We start from the raw sequence: 22780 nt of genomic DNA, 5'->3' as shown, positions 1-22780 counted from the left end.
TTCAGCTTGAAGATACCAACTTCTTGCGATCTCAAACAACTCATACAGTTCTCTGTAGAAGTCTTCTGTACACTCCACATGTTTGTGGACACGCTTGCTCTCTTCAAAAAGAGAGAAGCCAAAAAAGGCTGTCTTTTTTCATTTTTATCTGTTTATTGTTATAAATGTTTGGTTTCCACGAAAGGTTAAAGTGCCAAAACAATAGCATCATTACATAGAATGTTGAAAATGAAAGGCACTAAAAACCACCTGTACAATAAAGGACTTATTGATACAAGTGGTCTTCTATACTAAGTGCTTACAAATGATAATCACTATTCATCTATGTCCAACTTAAAAGCTTCTGTAGCTTCATCTTTCTTCTTGTCAATTACTTTTGCGTAGATTTGCGTGGTTTTTACATTGGTATGCCCTAACATTTTGCTTACGGTATATATGTCTGTACCGTTAGCCAATTGTAACGTTGCATAGGTGTGGCGGAAGCAATGAAAGGTGATGTGCTTGGTAATCCCTGATGCTTTTACCCACCGTTCCAAAGGCCTAGATATCCATGAAGGGTCAGGCAGTCCGGCAAACACCAACAGTTCTCCGTCTTTCTTGCGCTCACCGCAAAGCTTGTATGCCTGTGGCGATATAGGCATGTATTCAACGCCCTTAGTCTTCTGCTGAGTGAAATTGAGACGGTACCCACCATTGTATTCTTCAACCTCTGACCATTTAAGCTTTTGAATATCGCTATGTCGCATTCCTGTCAGTGCAGAGAACAAGGCTGCCCGTTTTAGTATATCATCACACGGAGTCTTTGCCAATATATTAAGTTCTTCCAGTGACAGATACTCTCTTCGAGCACTCTGAAACATGATATTTTTAGCCTTGGCAGCAATATCACAATTCAGATAGCCATCCACGAAAGCTTGTTTGAGTGCCGCCTTGAAGATAGAGAAGTACGTCGATGCCGTATTCCTTGAAATAGTTCCTTTCTTAGAACCACCCTGCGGTGCCTTTATCAAGAAGGAACGGAATGCCTCAATATACTTCATGTCAATCTGCGAGAACTGTATGTAGTCACACTTGGCAAACATTGACAACAGTGTGTGCAATCTGCGCCAGTTGACAACTATCGATTCTGACGCAGTTTCCTCTCTTTCTTTGATTAACTTCTCAATATACTCCAGAACATTGCATTTTGAGCGTTCGCTTTGTTCTGCCATTTCCATTTGCTGGTCAGTAAAGAGAGCCATGTTGTCGTACTCTTTTTGACGCAGGACTCGAACGCCATCCGCATAAAGGCAAGTTTCCATATCTTGCTTGGATTTACACTGAATAACGCCATTGTCATCTCGCTTGGGCTTGTACTTTATTCTACCAGCAACGGCTCGCTCGCTTCGTCGTTTATCCCATATAGGGGTAGTAATAGACCTCCTGAGATATTCACGCACTCGTTTGGGTTTGTCATTTCCCGTCTCATAAACAGGATAAGCTTCAAGATAGATGAACCACTCATCTCTCCACTCACTTTTCTTTAATTTGACGGAGACTTTAGTATAATCTAATCTTTTCATAATGGTTTTATATCTTTATAAAGTTTGTCTATTGATTCCTTGTGAGCATACACATAATTACCGATTTGCCGGGTCGGTATTGAGTATTTTCGTATATGAGCATACACGGTGCTGTCATCCAGATGAAATTTCTTGGAAATCTCACCTATTGTATAGCAATCCTCTGGTTCCATGCGGTACATGGTAACTGGTTTCCTTGGCTTGGTGTCAAGCGGAGACTGTCTTAACGGAAACAGATTCATTAGTTCTCCTTTGCATACAAGTCGTATTCCTTTCTCTGGCTCAATGAAGGAAATCTTTTTCATGTAGATGAGCCTATAAATGGTTGAGCGGCTTGCACCAAACATAGCATACGCTTCCGTTATGCTGATATACTCTTTAGACTTGGGCATATTGCTTACAATCTTGTCCAGTTCAAGTTGGCGTTTTTCTTCATCATGCTTACGCTTCCACGCCACCTTGGAGCATTTGGGTGAACAATACCAGGACTCCAAAGTCCTTGCGAAGAACTCTTCTCCGCACACAGGACATTTCCGTACTATCTTATACTTTGCTACTGCCATAATTCATTCATTTTGTAGTTCTTAATATCTATTCTTCTCATCATATCTACTTTTTCTTACAGGTACAAATAAGGTACAGATGTTTATAATAATAACGCAAAGATAGCAATATTATTGTGTACGGCCAAAAACAAGAAAAGCGTGTAACTCATTGAGCTACACGCTTTCCATTTGATATTGTATTCTTATTTCTCTATGTGCTTATTTCACTTCCTCAAAGTCAGCATCCTGAACATTATCCCCGTGCTTGCTATTATCTTGCTGACCAGCACCACCGTTCATATCAGGACCAGCCTGTGCACCACCCTGTGCGTACATTTCAGCACTTGCAGCCTGGAAGGCAGTATTGATTTCTGCCATAGCAGTATCGATAGCAGCCAAGTCCTGTGCTTTGTGAGCATCTTTCAATTTCTGCAAAGCAGCTTCAATCGGAGCTTTCTTATCAGCAGGCAACTTATCACCTAATTCCTTCAACTGATTTTCAGTCTGGAAGATTACGCTGTCAGCCTGGTTCAGTTTATCGATTTTTTCACGTTCTTTCTTATCTGCTTCAGCATTAGCTTCAGCTTCAGCCTTCATCTTTTCGATTTCTTCCTTGCTCAAACCGCTGGATGCTTCGATACGGATAGCTTGTTCTTTACCGGTAGCCTTATCTTTAGCAGATACTTTCAAGATACCGTTCGCATCGATATCGAATGTAACCTCAATTTGAGGAACACCACGACGAGCCGGAGCAATACCAGACAAATTGAACTGACCGATTGATTTATTCTGGGCAGCCATCGGACGTTCTCCCTGCAATACATGAATCGTAACTTCACTTTGATTATCAGCAGCAGTAGAGAATGTTTCACTCTTACGAGCCGGAATGGTAGTGTTAGCATCGATCAACTTAGTCATTACACCACCCAGTGTTTCGATACCCATTGACAGCGGAGTAACATCCAACAATACTACACCTTTGATTTCGTCTGTCAAAACAGCACCCTGCACAGCAGCACCAATAGCTACCACTTCATCCGGATTCACACCTTTAGAAGGAGCCTTGCCGAAGAAATCTTCTACCAACTTCTGAACAGCCGGAATACGTGAAGAACCACCAACAAGGATTACTTCATCAATATCAGCATTGTTCAAACCTGCATCGCTCATTGCTTTCTTACATGGTTCAAGACAAGCCTGGATCAATTCGTGAGCCAGAGATTCGAATTTTGCACGAGTCAAAGTCTTCACCAAGTGCTTAGGCACACCACCTACCGGCATGATATACGGCAAGTTGATTTCTGTACTTGTAGAAGAAGAAAGTTCAATCTTAGCTTTTTCAGCAGCTTCTTTCAGACGTTGCAAAGCCATCGGATCCTGAGTCAAGTCAGCACCTTCATCGTTTTTGAATTCCTGTACCAACCAGTTGATGATTACCTGGTCGAAGTCGTCACCACCAAGGTGAGTATCACCGTTTGTAGAAAGTACTTCAAATACACCACCACCAAATTCGAGGATAGAGATATCGAATGTACCACCACCAAGGTCGAATACAGCAATCTTCATATCTTTGTGAGCCTTATCCAGACCGTAAGCAAGAGCTGCGGCTGTCGGTTCGTTTACAATACGTTTTACTTCCAGACCGGCAATCTGTCCGGCTTCTTTTGTAGCCTGACGTTGAGAGTCGGAGAAATAAGCAGGAACGGTGATGACTGCTTCTGTTACTTCCTGTCCAAGGTAGTCTTCGGCAGTCTTCTTCATTTTCTGAAGAATCATTGCAGAGATTTCCTGCGGAGTATACAGACGTCCGTCGATGTCAACACGCGGAGTGTTGTTGTCACCTTTCACTACTTTATAAGGAACACGAGTCACTTCTTTTTGTACCTGATCCCAATTTTCACCCATGAAACGTTTGATAGAGAAGATTGTACGTGTAGGGTTCGTAATAGCCTGACGTTTTGCAGGATCACCCACTTTACGTTCGCCACCATCAACGAAAGCGACAACAGAAGGAGTTGTACGCTTACCTTCACTGTTTGCAATTACTACAGGTTCGTTACCTTCGAATACGGCAACACAAGAGTTTGTAGTTCCTAAGTCAATACCAATAATTTTTCCCATGATCGTTATTTTTTTATTTATTATTTATTCAATGATTTCTTTTTGTCCGGTTGTTTCTCTGCTCTTATCAGGGAGCTTCGCCGCGAACGGACGCTTATTAAAAAGCAAACCGTGTGCCAAAAGGAAATTATACGAATGCATGACATAATATCTGCCAAAAAGACAGTTTTAATAAATAAACACTGCTGACATAGTCATATTCAAAGCCAATCAACAACTGTTTCTTTAAACAAATACAGGCGACTCTGGTTCGATAAAGGAAAAAAAATATGCCTGTATCGTCAAGTGCGACACAGGCATATCCTATTATATATAACTCTTCTTTATTACTTTTCCAGCACGATGACCAATGCACCGTTTGCGTCATACAAACCAATGCCACCACCGGACAACACATCGAATGATTTCACTTCATTGATAGCTTTCAGCACCTTACCTTCTGTTTCCATATCAGGACAAGCCATCATTGTGCTTGCTACTCCCGGGAAAGAAATAGATTTGGCATTACTTGTACTGGTTTCAAAACCACCATTAATCAAATTACATCCGGCATTGCCATGAATGGTCTTTTTCTTCACATCAAAAGCAATGAAAGGTTGTTTTTCCATACCGGAAGGAATTGCCTCACCATTCACTTCTTTAATTTTCCATTCTCCATTTAAAACTGAAAGTTTCACATCAGCCTCCTTCTTTTGTAGAACGACAACCGGACGGTTGGACGAATTGCAAAGATACATCTTATCTTTACCTGCCTTCTTGTATCCTTTTACTTGCGCAAAAGCATTCAATACATTATTTTCAGTAGTCATATCCGGACACATCATTCGGGTACTAGCCATCCCTGTAAGTTCAAGGCTTCCCGGCTTCGCATTTACATCGAAACTGCCCATCATACGATTACATCCGCTATTGCCGGACACACGACCGGTCGCTGTATCAAAAGCGATAAAAGGAAGGGTTCTACTTTCGCCCGGAGCAATTTTCGAGCCGTTGACTTCTATGATATTCCATTCACCATTGATAGATGACAGGGGGATTGCCTTCTCAACCGAACGGCACGAAGACATTGCAAGTGCTGCACCAGCCATGCAAATTGAAACAAATACTTTCTTCATATTGTTATAACGTTTAAGTTAAAATCGGGGGCAAAGATATCAAAAAGATTGGAAAATAACATCCAATACAACATAAAATATATACATTTGCCAGTAGATATACAACAAACGAACAATTTACATAGTTCACTTAAAGTAAACAAATATGAGAATAATTGTCCTGTCTTTAATTCTATTCTGTTGTGGCACGTGTCCTATCACAGCTCAAAGTGATTACATTGTCACTACTCCTTCCACGCAGGAAATCCCTGTAGGTGAAGAAGAACAATTCATCAAGAATAACTTTCCACTGCAACCGCTGTGTAAATGGACACCCGGAATGAAGTTTATGTTTGTTCCTTCTACACGGAACATGTTCCTTCCTACTCTTTCCAGCTACGACACCGACAAAGGAATAGACAACAGCCTGCTGAAGCACAAGATTCTCACTTTCACGGGAACAAAAGAGAAGGCTCAAAATATATCAACCGGAACTAACTATTCCACTCGCTTCGTATTCGAATGTGAGGGAGAAAAATATTATTATGACATAAAGAACATGAGGCTGGACGAGATTTGCGAGAAGGCTCCCCGTGCCGGTATCAATGGATTGGTTTATCTGAAAGATGTAGATACTGCCAAAGAATTGTTAGTAGGAAAAACAGTCTATATACAATCTGAAAGTGCCCGGGTAGACGACGCCAACAATTATTCCGGCTATCGGGATATAGCAATTCCTGTCAATACGGAAGCTACAATTACCGCTATTGGAGTAGGCAGTCAGGCATATCCAGTGAAAATCGTATTCAAAGATACACAGGGACATTCTTATTATCTGGAAGTCGCTCTCTCGCGAACGAACTCCGGCATGGACCTGAATGATTTTCAAGGCGAAAAGAGAATGAAATATTTTTCAAATGCATTCAGTTTCACTAACAAGAGTCTGGGTACTATTGAAAGCCTGAAAAATAAATACTTGGGAATGACCGTTTATCCTAAAAAGATGCTGCCGGCCAAAAGAATCGTATCTTTTGAAGATAAGCAGACCGAATCACGTGTTCACTTGCCCCGATATACGGTTCTGCAAATAAAAGAGATTAAATTATCTCCCCCCGGCAGCCTGGCCACCCTGTCATTAACGGACAGGGACGGGGCAATCTATGAATTGGAAACAGATCTGAAATATGACGTGATTGTCAAAAATGATAATTATATCGAAGATTTTTTCGGATTCGAGGATATACATAAGAAATATCCGGGCATTACAGAAAAACGTTGGCAGATTATCTCCCGGGGAGATTTGGAGGCAGGGATGAGTACGGTAGAATGTCGTTTGTCCATTGGTGATCCGATAGAAATCGAGCTGAAAAAAGGCAGTCGTTTCGAAACTTGGTTCTACAATGGCAAAACGCTGGAATTCGAAAACGGAACCTTGCAACGTTACAAATAAAAAGGAGTAGCTGCGCAATGATTATCTGAAAATAATCACGTATATTTGCCAAACCAATAAATCATAAATTATAATTCATTAAATACAGAAATGGGTAGAGTTCTTATTATTGGTGCAGGCGGTGTTGGCACTGTCGTTGCACACAAAGTGGCACAAAATGCCGATGTATTTACAGATATCATGATTGCCAGTCGTACGAAAGAGAAATGCGATAAAATCGTCGAGGCAATAGGTAACCCCAATATAAAAACAGCTAAAGTTGACGCAGACAATGTAGAGGAGCTGGTAGCCTTATTCAACGATTTCAAACCCGAAATGGTGATTAATGTGGCTCTCCCTTATCAGGATCTGACGATTATGGAAGCTTGTCTGAAAGCCGGAGTGAACTATCTGGACACCGCCAACTATGAGCCGAAAGATGAAGCCCATTTTGAATACAGCTGGCAGTGGGCTTATCACGATCGTTTCAAAGAAGCAGGTCTGACAGCTATCCTCGGCTGCGGATTCGACCCGGGAGTAAGCGGTATCTATACTGCTTATGCAGCTAAACATTATTTTGATGAGATTCAATATCTGGACATTGTAGACTGCAATGCAGGTAACCATCATAAGGCTTTTGCTACAAACTTCAATCCGGAGATCAACATTCGCGAGATTACACAAAACGGACGCTATTATGAAAATGGCAAATGGGTAACTACCGGTCCGCTGGAAATCCATAAAGACCTGACATACCCGAACATCGGTCCGCGTGACTCTTATCTTCTTTATCACGAAGAACTGGAATCTTTGGTGAAACATTATCCGACTATCAAACGTGCACGTTTCTGGATGACTTTCGGACAGGAGTATTTAACTCATTTACGCGTTATCCAAAACATCGGTATGGCACGAATCGACGAGGTTGATTACAACGGAATGAAGATTGTACCATTGCAATTCTTGAAGGCTGTATTGCCTAACCCGCAGGATTTAGGAGAAAACTACGAAGGAGAAACTTCTATCGGTTGCCGTATCCGTGGTCTGAAAGATGGTAAGGAACGTACTTACTATGTATACAACAACTGTAGTCACCAGGAAGCTTATCAGGAAACCGGTATGCAGGGAGTAAGCTACACCACCGGAGTTCCGGCAATGATTGGAGCCATGATGTTCTTCAAAGGCGAATGGAACCGTCCGGGTGTAAACAATGTAGAAGAATTCAATCCGGATCCGTTCATGGAACAACTCAATAAGCAAGGTCTTCCCTGGCATGAAGAGTTCGACAAGGATTTGGAATTATAAGCGTACACCTATTCATTAAAAGAAAGTTATGATAAACGTAGGAGATAAAGCACCGGAAGTCTTAGGTATCAATGAGAAAGGCGAAGAAATCCGTTTAAGTGCTTATAAAGGGAAAAAAATTGTGTTGTACTTCTACCCAAAGGACAGTACATCAGGTTGCACCGCACAAGCGTGTAACCTGCGCGACAACTATTCCGAACTACGTAAAGCCGGCTATGAAGTAATCGGTGTCAGCGTAGACAATGAAAAGTCGCACCAGAAATTCATCGAAAAGAACAATCTTCCTTTCACTCTGATTGCTGACACTGACAAAAAGCTAGTAGAAGAATTTGGAGTATGGGGAGAAAAGAAACTGTACGGACGTGCTTACATGGGTACTTTCCGCACTACTTTCCTGATTAATGAAGAGGGAATCGTAGAACGGATTATCACTCCCAAAGAAGTGAAGACCAAAGAACATGCCTCACAGATTTTAAATCAATAACTCCATTAATTATATAAGAATAAGGTATGGCAAAAAAAGACGAACTTAATTTTGAAACAGATAATAAAATGGCATCAAGCGAAAAACTAAAAGCCTTACAGGCTGCCATGGAAAAGATAGAAAAGAGCTTCGGTAAAGGTTCTATCATGAAAATGGGTGATGATAGTGTTGAACAAGTAGAAGTGATCCCGACAGGCTCTATTGCCCTGAACGTGGCACTTGGCGTTGGAGGTTACCCTAGAGGTAGAATCATCGAAATCTATGGCCCGGAGTCTTCCGGTAAGACAACATTGGCTATCCACGCCATTGCTGAAGCACAAAAGGCCGGCGGTATCGCTGCTTTTATTGATGCCGAACACGCTTTCGACCGTTTCTACGCATCTAAACTGGGCGTAAATATCGATGATCTTTATATCTCTCAACCGGATAACGGAGAGCAGGCGTTGGAGATTGCGGAACAACTGATTCGTTCTTCTGCTATTGACATCATCGTTATTGACTCTGTAGCCGCACTGACTCCTAAAGCGGAAATCGAAGGCGACATGGGTGATAACAAAGTAGGCCTTCAGGCACGTTTGATGTCGCAGGCTCTTCGTAAGTTGACAGCTGCTGTGAGCAAGACACGTACTACTTGTATTTTCATCAACCAGTTGCGTGAGAAGATCGGTGTTATGTTCGGTAACCCGGAAACAACAACCGGTGGTAACGCTTTGAAGTTCTACGCTTCTGTACGTCTGGATATCCGTGGTAGCCAACCGATCAAAGATGGCGAAGAGATTCTCGGTAAACTGACTAAGGTGAAAGTGGTGAAGAATAAAGTAGCACCTCCTTTCCGCAAAGCAGAATTTGACATCATGTTCGGTGAAGGCATCTCCCATTCCGGAGAAATCATCGACTTGGGTGCTGACCTGGGAATCATCAAGAAGAGCGGTTCATGGTATAGCTACAACGACACTAAGTTAGGACAAGGACGTGATGCCGCCAAACAATGCATCATGGATAATCCTGAACTAGCTGAAGAACTGGAAGGATTAATCTTTGAAGAATTGAAGAAGAAATAATTTGCTTTAATTCTGCTTTATCCACAGACTAAAACTGAATAAACAAAGGTGGGAGAAAATCGTTTACTACGATCATTCTCCCACCTTTTTCTCTTTTATATAATTCTCTCTTTTTTCCTCTTATACAAAATAAATGTATGCCAATGTGCTCAAGCTGATTATTACCCAAAGCAAAATCCCTTGAACCAAAGGCTTTATTCCAACTGCTTTCAATACATCAATAGAAAGAGAAGCACCGATGAAAAACATGGTAATCGTCAGAGTTTTACGGGCAATACCGTTAATAGCCGCTCCCAATTGTGGTACTCCATCCAGCAAATAAGTGTTTACTACCAATGCCAACACGAAGAAGAAGATAAACCATGGAATACTTATCTTTTGTCCTTTGCTCTTGAAAATAAAGGAAGTAGCAAAAGCCATCGGGATAATCCAAAGCGCACGGGTCAGTTTAATAGTGGTTGCCACTTTCAATGCTTCTTCGCCATAAGCAGCTCCTGCACCTACTACAGAACTGGTATCATGAATGGCAATAGCTGCCCATGTTCCAAACTGTTGTTGATCCATATTCAATGCATGACCAATGGCAGGAAAAATGAAAAGTGCAATAGCGTTCAAGATAAAGATTGTACCTAATGCCACAGACATTTCACTGTCCTTCGCTTTCAACACTGGTCCCACTGCTGCGATAGCACTACCACCACAGATAGCGGTTCCCGAACTGATAAGATAAGCTGTATTACGGTCGATCTTGAACAACTTACGTCCGATAAACCAACCTATTACCAAGGTTCCGATCACTGAAATGACCGTAAACTCCATGCCTTCCTTACCGGAAGCTAAAGCAGAATGAAGATTCATACCAAATCCCAATCCTACAACTGAATATTGCAACAGATATTTAGAGGTTTTCTTATTAAACTTTGGATGCGCTTGTCCACAAGTCAATGCAAAAATAAGTCCGAGGAACAAAGCAACCGGAGGAGTTACCCAAGCCGACCATGCTTCCAATCCTGGAATATAGTCTAAAAAAAGAAAGAAAGTCAGAGTAGAAAGCAGTGCAACATAAATCATTTTATTATTTGCCTGCAAAGTTTTTGTAGCTGTTGAAATCATATCTTTTTATCTTTAATTGTTTTCCGGGTGCAAAGGTACGGTAAACAATCAAGACCCGCCAATAGTTTCTAATTATGCATTATAACTTTTAATTATAAGCATACGCTTCCCTACAACTACTCTTACACTGTTATAATGTCTTTCCCAAAAGGTGATAATGCCAAAGCTGCCAATTTAAAGTGCTGTAAGCCAAAAGGAATACCAATGATAGTAATACATAATATAGCCCCGAAAACCAAATGGGACAGACAGATCCAAATGCCACCCAAAAATATCCACAGGATATTCATCAATATATAAAGGCAACCGCCAGAGCGATTCCCACTTCTTACTTCTTTACCGAAAGGCCACAAAGCAAGTCCTGCCAGTTTCAAGGTTTGCATACCAAACGGAATACCAATAATGGTAAGCATCATCAATATGCTTGAGATGAGGTATTCAACAGCAGTAAAGATACCACCAAGCAACAACCACAATAAATTCATTAAACAGCCCATATATAAATTGTATTAGTTATTTTTCCAATTTTCTTTTTGTTGTCTCATCCACTTTACCCTGATGTCACTTATTCTCTAGCATTATCATCCATTTCCAAATGGGAATCACCTCTATTATAAAACCATCCTGTTCCACCGTACGTTCTTCATTACGAGTCACAATTTGTAACTTCTCCGCCTTTAAGAACTTTGCTGTTTTCAAAAGCCCATTTACTTCACGAGTAAAAGTTTGAGTATCAGAAATATTATATGATGCTTGAACAAGCCATTTCTGATCAGGGATATAAAAATCAACTTCTACATTTTGATTATAGAAATATAGCTCCTTTCCAACCATTCTATATAAAGAGACAGCTACTAAATTCTCCAACAACAAAGTTTCCGGATTAAAGATAAACAGATTCAAAATGCCATTATCAATAAAATAGTATTTCCGGTTACTCTCTCTTTCCGCAAAACGAGCTGCATAATTTTCAATACTGAATATCAGCCAAGTTTCTTCCAAATATCCCACATAGTCAATAACTGTTCGCACCCCCACGCTCTCTCCCGCTGAAGATACTATATTTTTAAGTCGATTGTAAGAAGAAGGTTGCATGACACTTTCCGCAAGTTTTTTCACCAACAAACTCATCGAATCCGAATTACGTAGCGCATAACGGACCACTAGATCACCAAAAAATATTTTCTGATAAAGCCCGCTCAACCAAGAACGTTTATCTTTAAATGCAATCAATTCCGGAAATCCTCCATTATAAAAATAAGCATCAAAAGTGCGCACCACTTCATTACGTAAACTTGGAGTATAAAGCCAGTTTGTTTTTAATATTATATCCTGCGAAAGAAGAAACTCACGAAAAGAATACGGATATACCTCCTGAATAAGAAAACGCCCGCCTAATGTCGTAGCAATCTCACTACTCAACATCTTCGCATTACTTCCAGTCACATATACACGATATTTTTTATCTACCAACCGACGAACGAACTTTTCCCACCCGTCTACAACTTGTATCTCATCCAAGAAGAAAATAGGCTGATAGGAAAAAGTCTCTTCGTATGCCAATTTTATATCATCCAACTCTACTGATTTCAAGCCGATAAAACGTTCATCTTCAAAGTTGATATATAGTATTTCTTCTATCTTATGCCCTTTTTTCAGAAGTTGGTGTATCCGCTGATACATCAAATAGGATTTTCCGGCCCGGCGAATACCTAAAAATACATAATTACCTGCATCCTCAAAAGTGAAAGGACGTTCCATAAATGTTATATCTTTGACAAACTCTTGATTTTCACCAATTATTTGCTTTATTTGTTCCTTGTCCATATCCGGTATTGTTCTATATATAAAATACAAATATAGTATTTTTGTTTCGTATACAAAACAAAAATACGTTGTAATTCGTCTCACAAATGGTTTACCGGTTTTTATTGGTGGCAGAAATCAACCAATTGTTCACTATATAATATAAGGTCGGTCATCAAACTGACAAATTATCCATTACAGCAAAAAAATGCCACCCAAAGAGGTTGTTTTATCAGATTAAGTCGCGGATTTAAGGTTAAGTTATACTGGAAGTAACTCTATGAGATAGGCAAAGAGAATATGAATATGGGGAATTACTTACTAACAGTCGTTGAGAAATTAACCGTAGTCCTCATAGCTAACATAATCGCTTCTCCTACCAATGCCACATTTACTAACAAATAATGCCTATCTTCATTCCATACACATGTGCTACCTGCTATTTCGGCAGTTTTCAGAATTTTCTTTCGTGTGACGGAGTCTCCAAAATAAGTTGCACTTCCTACAGCAAAAGCAGTTCCTGACGGACTTAAGCCAAACAAAATAGGTCCAGCATCTATATCAAACCCCAATATAGGAGAATAGTTGTGATACTCATTCAATCCGAATATCGGTGATTCTTTTATGAAATACTTTTTTAACAGTTCATACTGAGACTTCGCAAAATTATCATCTATAAGTACCAAATAATAACAATTAAGAGCCGAATAAGCTCCTTTGACATCCATATCTTCTATGATTCCTGTCAGTTCTGACAGACATGACACCAACAATCCGGTATTTTTATCAAGCCATTCCGTTTGAGCTTTATGAATCCACCGATTCACTATTGTCGAATATTTCCCGTTATAATACTTTGAATATTCTGACAATGCCACTATCGCAACAAGCATATCCGGAACATATATGTATTCTCCCGGATATGTCGAACAATTCAAAATATCACTTGCTTTTATTCTACGACTCATCGTTTTACACAATGAATGATATAACTCGTTATATTTATCATCACCGCCAACCTTTTTATAATTGCCAATCATCCAAGCAAGATGACTCAAATAAGAAATATAACTATTATCACCATCTAAATTCTCCAAAGGATCTTCTCCCCATCTTAACGTATCATACCATCTGATTTCAGGCGAAAGCACTATCGAAATAAGACTATCAATTTGTACAATGGAACCCTCTTTCGTTTCAGGATAAAGCAACGAGATATTAGAGAGTGATTTGGCTAACATGGAACATGAATACAAAGTTCACTCTCCTTGGAATTGATCGCCAATAGCCGTTGGCATTTCATTAATCAATGTTTGTGGTTCTGTTACTATTTTTTATTAAATAGTTGCATCTTTGAAGAATGTCCGTTCTTTCTTTGTCAAAAGATTCTATATCACTATCAAAATGACGCACCATACTACCTTTACAACAACAAATATTACAAACAAGATGCATATATAGATAAAACAACCCATATTGCTAAATATACGTTTCTTCATCTTTCCGAATTACTAGAACCTTTCACCCTAATCCGTTCTTTTTCCTCTTTATCAATCAAAAGTATCCCCCATCGTATTTTCAAGCAGAATCTTCAAACGTTCCAGCCAAGATGTTCCATTCGATGGAGTCACGATAGGGTCAACGTGCATCGGTTCTGAATCAGAATCAAAATCAGTTTCTGGTTCAGGTTCAGGCATTGGTTCAGGTTCTAGTTTTGAATCTTCGACAGAAGGAACTTTCTTTTTCTTGCCATAATAGTACTCCATCAATTCGTTCAATCTTTCCTGTTTTACATCATCATTTTTTTTATTCGGCAACTCTACATCTACCCGGTCAAATCCTGTAGCAATAATAGTGACCTTTACATCTTCTCCTAATGTATTATCGCGATACAATCCCCACAAAACCTCAATGTCAGAAGACAAACTATCCATAAAATTGTTCACGTCAGTGATTTCAGACATTGTTACTGGACAATCATCACAAGAGTAAATAATGTAAAGCAGTTTCTGTGATTTCTCTATATCTACATTATCCAGCAAAGGAGATTTTAACGCTTCATACATTGCCTTCTCCAACCGATGTTCCCCACTTGCTCTTCCAGTCGACATAATAGCACTACCTCCGTCTTTCATCACTGTATGTACATCACAAAAGTCTCGATTTACAATCCCTTTGATAGTAATAATCTCGGCAATGCTTTTTGTTGCAACCGTCAGCACTTCATCTGCTTTAGAAAAACCTTGTTCGACAGTGGTAATTCCATCATCATAAATATCTCTCAAACGCTCATTATTAATTACAAGTAAAGCATCTACATTCTCCCGCATCATTTCTACCCCTTGCAACGCTTTTTGAATCCGAACTTTTTTTTCAAATGCAAACGGAATAGTCACAATCCCGACCGTAAGTTTTCCCATTTCCTTAGCTATACCAGCAATAACGGGTCCTGCTCCTGTCCCTGTACCACCTCCCATTCCAGCGGTCACAAAGACCATTTCCGTTTCATCATCAAACAAACGTCTAAGTTCTCCTATGCTCTCTTCGGCTGCTTGTTTCCCCTTTTCAGGTTTGCCTCCTACGCCCAATCCTTCCTCTCCAAGTTGAATACGAACTGGCACACTCGAACGTACCAACGCTTGACTATCCGTATTGCACACCGCAAAAGAGACATCACACACTCCTTGTTTATACATATTCTCTACAGCGTTTCCGCCACCTCCCCCCCACACCTATCACTTTAATAAGATTGGCCGAACGGTCTTGTGGTATATCAAATTCTATGATTGTATCCATTTTTATGTTCATTAATTATATGTTCGAAAAAACTTCTATTTTAATTTGTCATTCTTATGTAAGGTTTAACTACATCAATGCTCCAAGCATAATTCAAATTAGCTTGCGAACCATCATAAAATGTCCCAGATGTGATGCCTACGACTTCCCCATATTCATTAATTAGAGCTCCTCCACTACTTCCATGATCTATAAGTGCACTAATTTGCATCAGATTCCGCTCACGCCATTGTGACACTTCTCCTGAAGAAAAAGTATTTTCAAGTCCTCGTGGACTACCTATTGCAAAAACTTTCTCCCCCACACTCGGTTTACTATTTGCAATAGGAATATAATTCGTATTATTACAATCAACTTTAAAAAGAATAAAATCACTATCTGAACTTTTGTGTATTACTGTTGCCACCTTATAAACAACATCACTTCCTGTTAATTTTATCTGTTCGATTCCCATCCCTGTACCTTCAAACACATGATAATTGCTTACTGCCAGCCCATGCGCATTTATAAAAAAGCCGGACCCTTGATAAGTATTTCTTCCGTCAGATGTAAAAACCATAAAAACAGCTGAGTTGTATTTTCGAAATACCTCCGTCCCTTCCATCCTGTTTCCTTTACGCTCAATTCTTTTAACAGGAATATCATCCTCCCTATCTTTTTTAGGTTGAATGATTTCTCTTTTATTATTCAACCCTATCACTTTTTTATCGCTTTTTCTTTCACCATGCCCTGACTTATGTGCACAAGAACAAACTAATAAAGCCATAAACAATCCAATACTATATTTACTTATCATTTTCAAATATATTTTTAGGGAGTATATGAATCAAAAATCTTTGATTAGAGATTTCGTTCTTTTCTCTCATTGAGTTCGTTTTCAAACGTCCGTCCCCACTTCCTGATATTTGGATTTCGCAATTATCTCCAAAATTCAATTCCCTATCGTACCAATACCTTATCAGCCCCAATGCTCGTTGATAACTTAATTCATAATTAAACAAATAATTATCTTTAGATGCTTGCCCCTCAACGATTAGAATATATTTATTCTCATGATTACGTTTCAAAAAGGATTCAACTTCTTTACCTGCCTGATATAAATCCTCCAGACATTTCTCTTTATCAGCAACGTCTATTTTAGTAATATCACTAATACCAACAGGATAAGAGACCGCAATATTTAGTACATATTTCTTTGAATCAGATCGATAAGTAAAATATTTACGGTTCAAATCTTTAGTCGATTGCTCTACTTTTTTTATTTCTGCTAATTGACGTTCAGTAACTTCCATACGTTTATGTAACAGAACAATTACCAAAATAAAAAGCACAAGCATTATAAAAAAAAGACTTGTCATCAAATCCGAATAACTCGTCCAAAAAAATGATTCTTTCTTTTGAGACATAAATTCCTCCTTATCAATGTTATGGATTTAATGATCTCGTATTGCTTATCGTATCATTATGCACATCTACACTATCTTTTCCGACTATTGCATAATCGTCTTTTTTAACCTGTTCCATATCAGGTTTCTCTCCTATATTATTATCTACCAGTTCCTTTTCTGTGGCTGTTTGAGGAATCATATTATATACAGTATTAATTACGCAGGCTAGAGCCATTACTATTATGCAAATTACTATAACCCAATTAATCCAAGAAGGAAATACTTGGAGAGAAACACTGTTCTTTCCTTTTCCATCATCAGCACGTTCCATAGAATGAGCCACTTTATCCATACCTTGCGATATTTCTTTCGCCAACGAACTATTCGATTGTTCCATTTTATTAAATAAATTATCCAATTGAACAGGTATATTTGCTATTGGCTCCAAATTCTTCATTAGCATCGAGTTCTGTTGCATTTGACTATTGAATTGAGCTTTCATTTGTTTGTTAAAATCCTTGAACGATGTAATATTTTCACTAATATATTCATGAAATCTCCCTTTAATGTCATTATTCAATTCTTCAAAAGCCTCTTTTTCCTCCTGCAATATTCTTTTGAATGTTTCTGATTGAGTGACAAAATGTTTATTCAACTCCTCAACGTTAGCAACTGTAGAATCTCTCATTACGCTCAAAGCTTCTTTTAAAGCAACATCTGCATCTGCCGTATCTTTTGCTATTTCCGCTTTATGACGCATGAAGAATTGTTGTATTTCCTCAAGAACATGTAACCTATTGCTCTCCTGCTGAAACAAAGCTGTAAAAGTATTTATTGCATCTGTATAACCATGAATATTATCAAGATATGAATTAAACAGTTCCAATTTATCAGTGCACTGCTGTAATTCCTCTAAAACCCTAACATTAGCTTTTGCCATTTTCATGACATCCATGTCGTGCACTGTTTGTATAATCTTAGATTGAATCTTATATGCATCATTAACCTTAATAAGGGTGCCTTTAAGGTCGGATGTATTCTCGGCAAAAGTCCTGTTAAAAATATTTAGATTCTTAACTAATCTATTCAAAGCATCTGATGTATCCGAGGGGAGTTCCGGCAACAAGCGAGATTGCATCCAAGCTAAAAAAGTACTTTTGCCATTCTCCTCCTTCAATTTACAGCTTTTGAATAACAAAGAATTAATAGTAGTCAACATAATACCACATATACTAGCTGCCATGGCCCAAGCTACTCCCGCCAACAATTCATTTATTCCGGAAGCAGCCAAGTTATCCATTTCCTCTTTTGATATATTCAAGGAAAGTTCACCACCCAAAAGATAAATCAATGCTCCAGAGGATATCAACGGTATTAAGCCTAAAATCACACCGGCCATCGTTCCTGCAAGCCCGCAATACAGAGGAATAGGAGTTTGCGTACTTATGTCATTCTCCACCGAATCACAATGCCGGTCTGCTGCATCTTTCAACAAATGAAAATCAATAACAGAACCCGAATTATTACTCAAATATTTATTGATTGACAATTTTATTGAGCTAAAAATCCTGTTACCACTCCCCTCTATACCACACACAAAACCGGTCTCTTCATTTTTATCAATACGCCAAGATGACTCAAATTTAAAAACATCTTTAAATTCGTACATACGATACAAATTGAGTACAAAAAACAATATTTGTACACAAATAATTGCAAATACCACTATAGGCACTATAATACTCATATCCTATCTTTTTAATTTTATCTCTACAGGAGATTCAACCTTCCAAAGGTCATCTTTTTTAGTCACTTTGCCTCTCGCTATTACATAAAACGAAGAAGCGTCAGACAACGAAACCTCGTCATCCTTATAATCCACAGCCTTTTCTATTCCATCAATAGAACGGATACGATTCAAATTTACAGGTTCAAACTCTGCTTCCGTTTCAGTGTCATTATACCAGGCCTTAAAACGGCACTCATCTTGATTAGAAGTATATACATCGTTGAAAAAACCTTCTCCTTTTACCATACCAAAGTATCCGATTTTAGTAGGTTTAACTTCTTTGGGCATTACTTCTTTAGATACTACCATTTTAGGTTGTTCCTGAACAACACGACATTGATTATCATCTACCTTATTTTTAATATTCGATAATTCGGTCATAAGTTTAAACTGTTCATTTTTGAGTTGTCCTAATTCTTTCTCTATAAGTCTAACCTTCGCTTCCTTTCCGTTGTTAGATTTTGTTTTTTCAAATCCCCTTACTTTATCACTAATACGTCGAATATCTTCTTTCAAAAAATGATATTTCTTTTTCATCCATACAACGAATAGTAAAACGAATAGCAAAGCAGATATAAAAACAGAAAACATTGCAGTACCAATCAACCACCAATAACTTATCCCTTTTTCATCCTTCTTAAGATTGCGTATTTCGGCATTAAGATTAGATATTTCAACATTTTGATTTTCTATTTTTTCTTTTAAATTTTCTATACATTTTCCTAATGAATCTGTTTTAGAACTCACTATATCATTAACAGAAGCTATAACCTGACTTTCTTTAATCGAAGATGAATCGGTAGCCTGCTTAGCTTCACACCCCACAATGCATAAACAAAATGAGAATAAAAACAATACTACATAACTTTTCATATTCTATTTTTCTATATTATTTTGCAATGATTCATATATTGCCTGCGAAAGAACATTTAAAACGCCTTTTATCGGATAGAAAAAGAATGTTTCTTCTATTCTGTCCTGCCCTTCTGCTTCCTCTCTACGTTGAGCTATTCCTTTCTCCAAGAAAGTTGAAATGTCTTTATAACAAACATCTTTAGCTATATTCAACGAACTTAGAGTTACGCCAAAGTTTTCATCAAAATTAAAAACGCCATTCATTGTATTCAAAGCAAAATCAAAGAATTTGCGCACCGCCTCAACCGTATTCCGGATATAATCATCATCAACCTGATCATAAGTATCTGACTCATCTACAAACCCGCTACCACATCCTTTGAATACAATAATCTTATCACGCTCATTATTCTCTTTAAAACCTATTATTCCTCCTTTACAAGTAACTTCCTTAGGATTAGCATTTTTATCCAAGCCTAAGATATCCAATTCACCCACATATTTTTCGCCTGTCACTTCTTCGAATATCAATTTTGTATATTTTGCTAACAGCATACGATCAGTAGACACCACCTTAATTACTTTACTTCCATTTCCACTAAAGGTTATATGCCGGGGCAACGATAGTTTCTTCACTTTAACAATATTGGCAATATGATATATAATGGAAGTATAAAACAATATAAATACAATTTTAAACTCTTCGTCTTCTTGCAACATATAATTAAAGTCAATCAATTTAGAATCAATCCCTCTAATCATTGAATTATCTTTCAATGAAAATAAGAAGGATGCCAAATTTGCAGGATTTGCATTATTAGGACTCTTAAAGATGCGTTCCAGTTCATTTAGTCCTTTATCTTTAATCAATTGAAGTATACTATCCTTACTCCAATCGATAATACCATTATTTTTATTCAAATCAGAGAAAGGATCTTCAAACAGTGCATTGGAAGCAAATTTAAAAGAAGTTACAAACTGTATTTCCTTATTTTTAGCAAATGCAATATCCGTAGTACCTCCCCCAATATCAACATTGACCAAATTAGTGGCACTAGCATATCTTCTAAAAAAGTATTGTATTGGAGCTGCTGACTCTGTCATACAATTAGTAGAGCCTTTTCCAAAATATTTTTCATAAGACGTGTTCCAAGTCTGTTGCAACCTTCGCAATCTTTTAGGAGCCATACTAATGGGATAAAACCAAATAATTTTAGTTTGTTTCAGATTTCCATTATTCAATAGGAGTTTATTCCTAATCATTAACATCAAACATTCAATATATGACTCAATAACACGCTGTTCATTGCCTCTTCCCCACTTAATATTGTATTTAATGTTATTATATGGTAGATCATGACGCTTTTCATAGGTCAATGGTATATTAATTAATTCATAAGGTTTCACCACTCCCGTCCAATCTATAGTTTTAGAGCAGGATAATACTGTCCGTGTCGGTAACTTGAAATCCCCCTCCCCCAGTGCTTCCGGTAAGAAATCTTTTTCTATCAACTGTTTTTCCCAAATCAAGTCATCCTGCGCTTGCATTCCTTTCACCAAAGAAGGCACGAATATTTCACATATTTGGCTATCCTTTTTATCAAAGCCAAAAACTTCAGGAAATTCTCCTTCTTTACAATATTCGATATGAGTGTTGGATGTGCCTAAATCAATAGCAAACTCATACGCATCAATATCCTTCTGAACTTTATATTTAGGAATCAGTACCCCACAGAAACCATTTTTATCACTTACTTGAATATAATCAAAATTGCTCTTTTCTATGGTATATATTTCAGCTTTACCTGTTTCACAGTCACTCTCATTCCGACATGATGGCTTTGCAACAGAATTAATCTTATCAGCACCATTAAAGAATTCCATTTTAAAATTTCTCGAATACGTACAAATACAAGAAACCGTATAATAAGCATCTTCCGGATTAGTAAACCGAACAATAGGCATAATCAATCCGGTGAAATCAAATTCAACCATTCCGCCTTCATTTTTCTCGATGTTGGCGTTTCTCAATTTATAATAAATTCTGCTATATTCTATATATGAAACACCAGCATTCCCTACAATCGGTACTCTCAATATTGCCCTAACCGAACCACCAGCCACCATTTGCATCTCAAACATAGGCTTCCCATCGGATAAAGGAGTCTGTAAATCCGAAACACTAAAATATCTAAAGAATAAAGTCTTGAGCGGCAATAAATAAGATAATTTAGGTTCATCAATCATTATATTGCCACCATAAAAACTATTCTTATTCAATGTATGTGGAACTCTAATTATGGTATCTTCCAAGAAATCACTAATGGTTAAATAAGGAGCTTGAACACCATCGAATGGAAGAATACGTTTATTCAAATCTATCACCTCAGCCACATAAGGAGCTACATTGCTTTTTCCCCATTTCCCTGTTGTATATTGCAGCCTACTATATTTATTTCCTGCTTCCACCGGCAATACCAAAGGAAGAATACCTTCCATCGAATTATTATTCAAACGTATCGCAAAATCACTCTCTCTTGTTACCGGTTTATTCAACTTCTTAAATAAAACATATCCAAGCACTTCTACCGAATTATTCTGTTGGTCGGAAACAACATCAATTGTAGAAAACAGTTCACCGCTTGCTGCTGTCAGATTATTTAATTCGTTTTTTTGCTTTGTATCTGTAATAGCTTTAAAAGTCAGATTCAAATATGTTTCCAATTCAGGAAAAAGAGTTGAAAAATAAGGGATAACTTTACGTAGGGTAAACCATGCTTTTACATATTCAAAGTCCCTCTTATACAATGGCTGAAAGTCCAAATCGAACGGTTTGTCTTCTGCAAAATATATATCATTGATATAATCTAATTTATTTGCAGAACTGAAAAACAATGTCGCAGGAGAAGTCGCACCAATAATATTCAATTCGTCAGGTCCATCAATATAATTAAGTAAATATATGTTTTGCAATTTATCGAAATTATATGTTTTTGAGTCCGATTTCATGTATTTACGTAAAGCATCCGCAAGATATAGATGACCATTACTGCCATTATTTTCCAATGAGCTAATCATTATAGAAGGATCCCAAGTCAGAATCTCTATTTTATTCTTATACTTATCTATATTGAAGAAAATCTCACCAATATCCAATGCATCTGAAACCATTTTATGAAAAATAGTCTTTCCATCAAGTTCCGGTTTCTTAGTTTTTTTGTCTAATTTGCATACTTCCTTAAAAGCCGTTTTTACCAAATCAATACGAGCAAAAGGAGAAGGTATAGAAGTTATTTCATTCTTTGCAGAAGCTCCATCCGGGTCGTCAATAGTATCTCTATTTGCCGAATTGTATGGGAAAGAAGGGGTTTCGTTCCAACCAGTATAAGTACTTGTTCCCTCTTTATATAATCTAAAAACCTTTGACATATC

18 protein-coding genes are annotated in these 22780 nt (G+C 38.0%); 4 read left to right on the top strand and 14 right to left on the bottom strand.

Annotated features, from left to right (window positions below):
• Nucleotides 1-314: 314 nt before the first annotated feature.
• The 4 genes from INE92_RS01320 to INE92_RS01305 all read right to left on the bottom strand — a co-directional run bounded on the left by INE92_RS01320 (nt 315) and on the right by INE92_RS01305 (nt 5343).
• Complete coding sequence (locus tag INE92_RS01320; RefSeq protein ID WP_005812874.1) at nt 315-1562, bottom strand: site-specific integrase; 1248 nt, start codon at nt 1560-1562, stop codon at nt 315-317.
• Nucleotides 1559-2125: a hypothetical protein gene (locus INE92_RS01315; protein WP_005812876.1), complete on the bottom strand. Its 567-nt coding sequence runs from the start codon at nt 2123-2125 to the stop codon at nt 1559-1561. The genes INE92_RS01320 and INE92_RS01315 overlap by 4 nt, the downstream gene beginning before the upstream one ends.
• A gap of 201 nt (nt 2126-2326) precedes the next feature.
• A complete protein-coding gene (dnaK, locus tag INE92_RS01310) occupies nt 2327-4228 on the bottom strand; it encodes a molecular chaperone DnaK (protein WP_074635601.1) in 1902 nt (633 codons plus the stop codon).
• Between the two features lie 326 nt (nt 4229-4554).
• Entirely contained in the window at nt 4555-5343 is a 789-nt protein-coding gene (locus INE92_RS01305; RefSeq protein WP_004312512.1) for an META domain-containing protein, read from the bottom strand.
• Nucleotides 5344-5488: 145 nt separating this feature from the next.
• Between INE92_RS01305 and INE92_RS01300 the strand changes: the two genes are divergently transcribed.
• The 4 genes from INE92_RS01300 (at nt 5489) to recA (ending at nt 9601) form a co-directional block, all read left to right on the top strand.
• A complete protein-coding gene (locus INE92_RS01300) occupies nt 5489-6772 on the top strand; it encodes a hypothetical protein (protein WP_195436731.1) in 1284 nt (427 codons plus the stop codon).
• A 90-nt stretch (nt 6773-6862) separates the two neighbouring features.
• Entirely contained in the window at nt 6863-8056 is a 1194-nt protein-coding gene (locus INE92_RS01295; protein WP_004312514.1) for a saccharopine dehydrogenase family protein, read from the top strand.
• Between the two features lie 28 nt (nt 8057-8084).
• Entirely contained in the window at nt 8085-8540 is a 456-nt protein-coding gene (bcp, locus tag INE92_RS01290) for a thioredoxin-dependent thiol peroxidase (protein ID WP_004312515.1), read from the top strand.
• Nucleotides 8541-8566: 26 nt separating this feature from the next.
• Entirely contained in the window at nt 8567-9601 is a 1035-nt protein-coding gene (gene recA / locus INE92_RS01285; protein WP_004312516.1) for a recombinase RecA, read from the top strand.
• A gap of 120 nt (nt 9602-9721) precedes the next feature.
• Here recA and INE92_RS01280 read toward each other — a convergent pair whose 3' ends face one another.
• The 10 genes from INE92_RS01280 to INE92_RS01235 form a co-directional block, all read right to left on the bottom strand.
• Nucleotides 9722-10714: a YeiH family protein gene (locus INE92_RS01280; protein WP_004312517.1), complete on the bottom strand. Its 993-nt coding sequence runs from the start codon at nt 10712-10714 to the stop codon at nt 9722-9724.
• Between the two features lie 122 nt (nt 10715-10836).
• Complete coding sequence (locus tag INE92_RS01275; RefSeq protein ID WP_008021320.1) at nt 10837-11211, bottom strand: YccF domain-containing protein; 375 nt, start codon at nt 11209-11211, stop codon at nt 10837-10839.
• A 64-nt stretch (nt 11212-11275) separates the two neighbouring features.
• The gene (locus INE92_RS01270; protein ID WP_195436730.1) at nt 11276-12541 is read right to left on the bottom strand and encodes an ATP-binding protein; all 1266 of its coding nucleotides are present in this window, start codon (nt 12539-12541) and stop codon (nt 11276-11278) included.
• A gap of 293 nt (nt 12542-12834) precedes the next feature.
• Nucleotides 12835-13761: a hypothetical protein gene (locus tag INE92_RS01265; RefSeq protein WP_195436729.1), complete on the bottom strand. Its 927-nt coding sequence runs from the start codon at nt 13759-13761 to the stop codon at nt 12835-12837.
• A 309-nt stretch (nt 13762-14070) separates the two neighbouring features.
• On the bottom strand, nt 14071-15216 hold the full coding sequence (locus INE92_RS01260; protein ID WP_229097071.1) for a cell division protein FtsZ: 1146 nt from the start codon (nt 15214-15216) through the stop codon (nt 14071-14073).
• A gap of 140 nt (nt 15217-15356) precedes the next feature.
• On the bottom strand, nt 15357-16112 hold the full coding sequence (locus INE92_RS01255; RefSeq protein WP_195436728.1) for a S1C family serine protease: 756 nt from the start codon (nt 16110-16112) through the stop codon (nt 15357-15359).
• Nucleotides 16102-16608 carry a hypothetical protein gene (locus INE92_RS01250; RefSeq protein ID WP_229097067.1) on the bottom strand — a complete coding sequence of 169 codons (507 nt, stop codon included), beginning with the start codon at nt 16606-16608 and terminating at the stop codon, nt 16102-16104. Before INE92_RS01250 ends, INE92_RS01255 begins: the two co-directional genes overlap by 11 nt.
• Before the next feature lie 133 nt (nt 16609-16741).
• On the bottom strand, nt 16742-18451 hold the full coding sequence (locus tag INE92_RS01245) for a hypothetical protein (RefSeq protein ID WP_195436726.1): 1710 nt from the start codon (nt 18449-18451) through the stop codon (nt 16742-16744).
• Between the two features lie 3 nt (nt 18452-18454).
• The gene (locus INE92_RS01240; protein ID WP_195436725.1) at nt 18455-19366 is read right to left on the bottom strand and encodes a V-type ATP synthase subunit I domain-containing protein; all 912 of its coding nucleotides are present in this window, start codon (nt 19364-19366) and stop codon (nt 18455-18457) included.
• Between the two features lie 3 nt (nt 19367-19369).
• Nucleotides 19370-22777, bottom strand: a complete 3408-nt coding sequence (locus INE92_RS01235) for a hypothetical protein (RefSeq protein ID WP_195436724.1) — start codon at nt 22775-22777, stop codon at nt 19370-19372.
• Between the last annotated feature and the right edge of the window lie 3 nt (nt 22778-22780).

Source organism: Bacteroides xylanisolvens (assembly GCF_018289135.1).
Classification (GTDB): domain Bacteria; phylum Bacteroidota; class Bacteroidia; order Bacteroidales; family Bacteroidaceae; genus Bacteroides; species Bacteroides xylanisolvens.
This window is presented reverse-complemented; position numbering and strand designations above follow the sequence as displayed.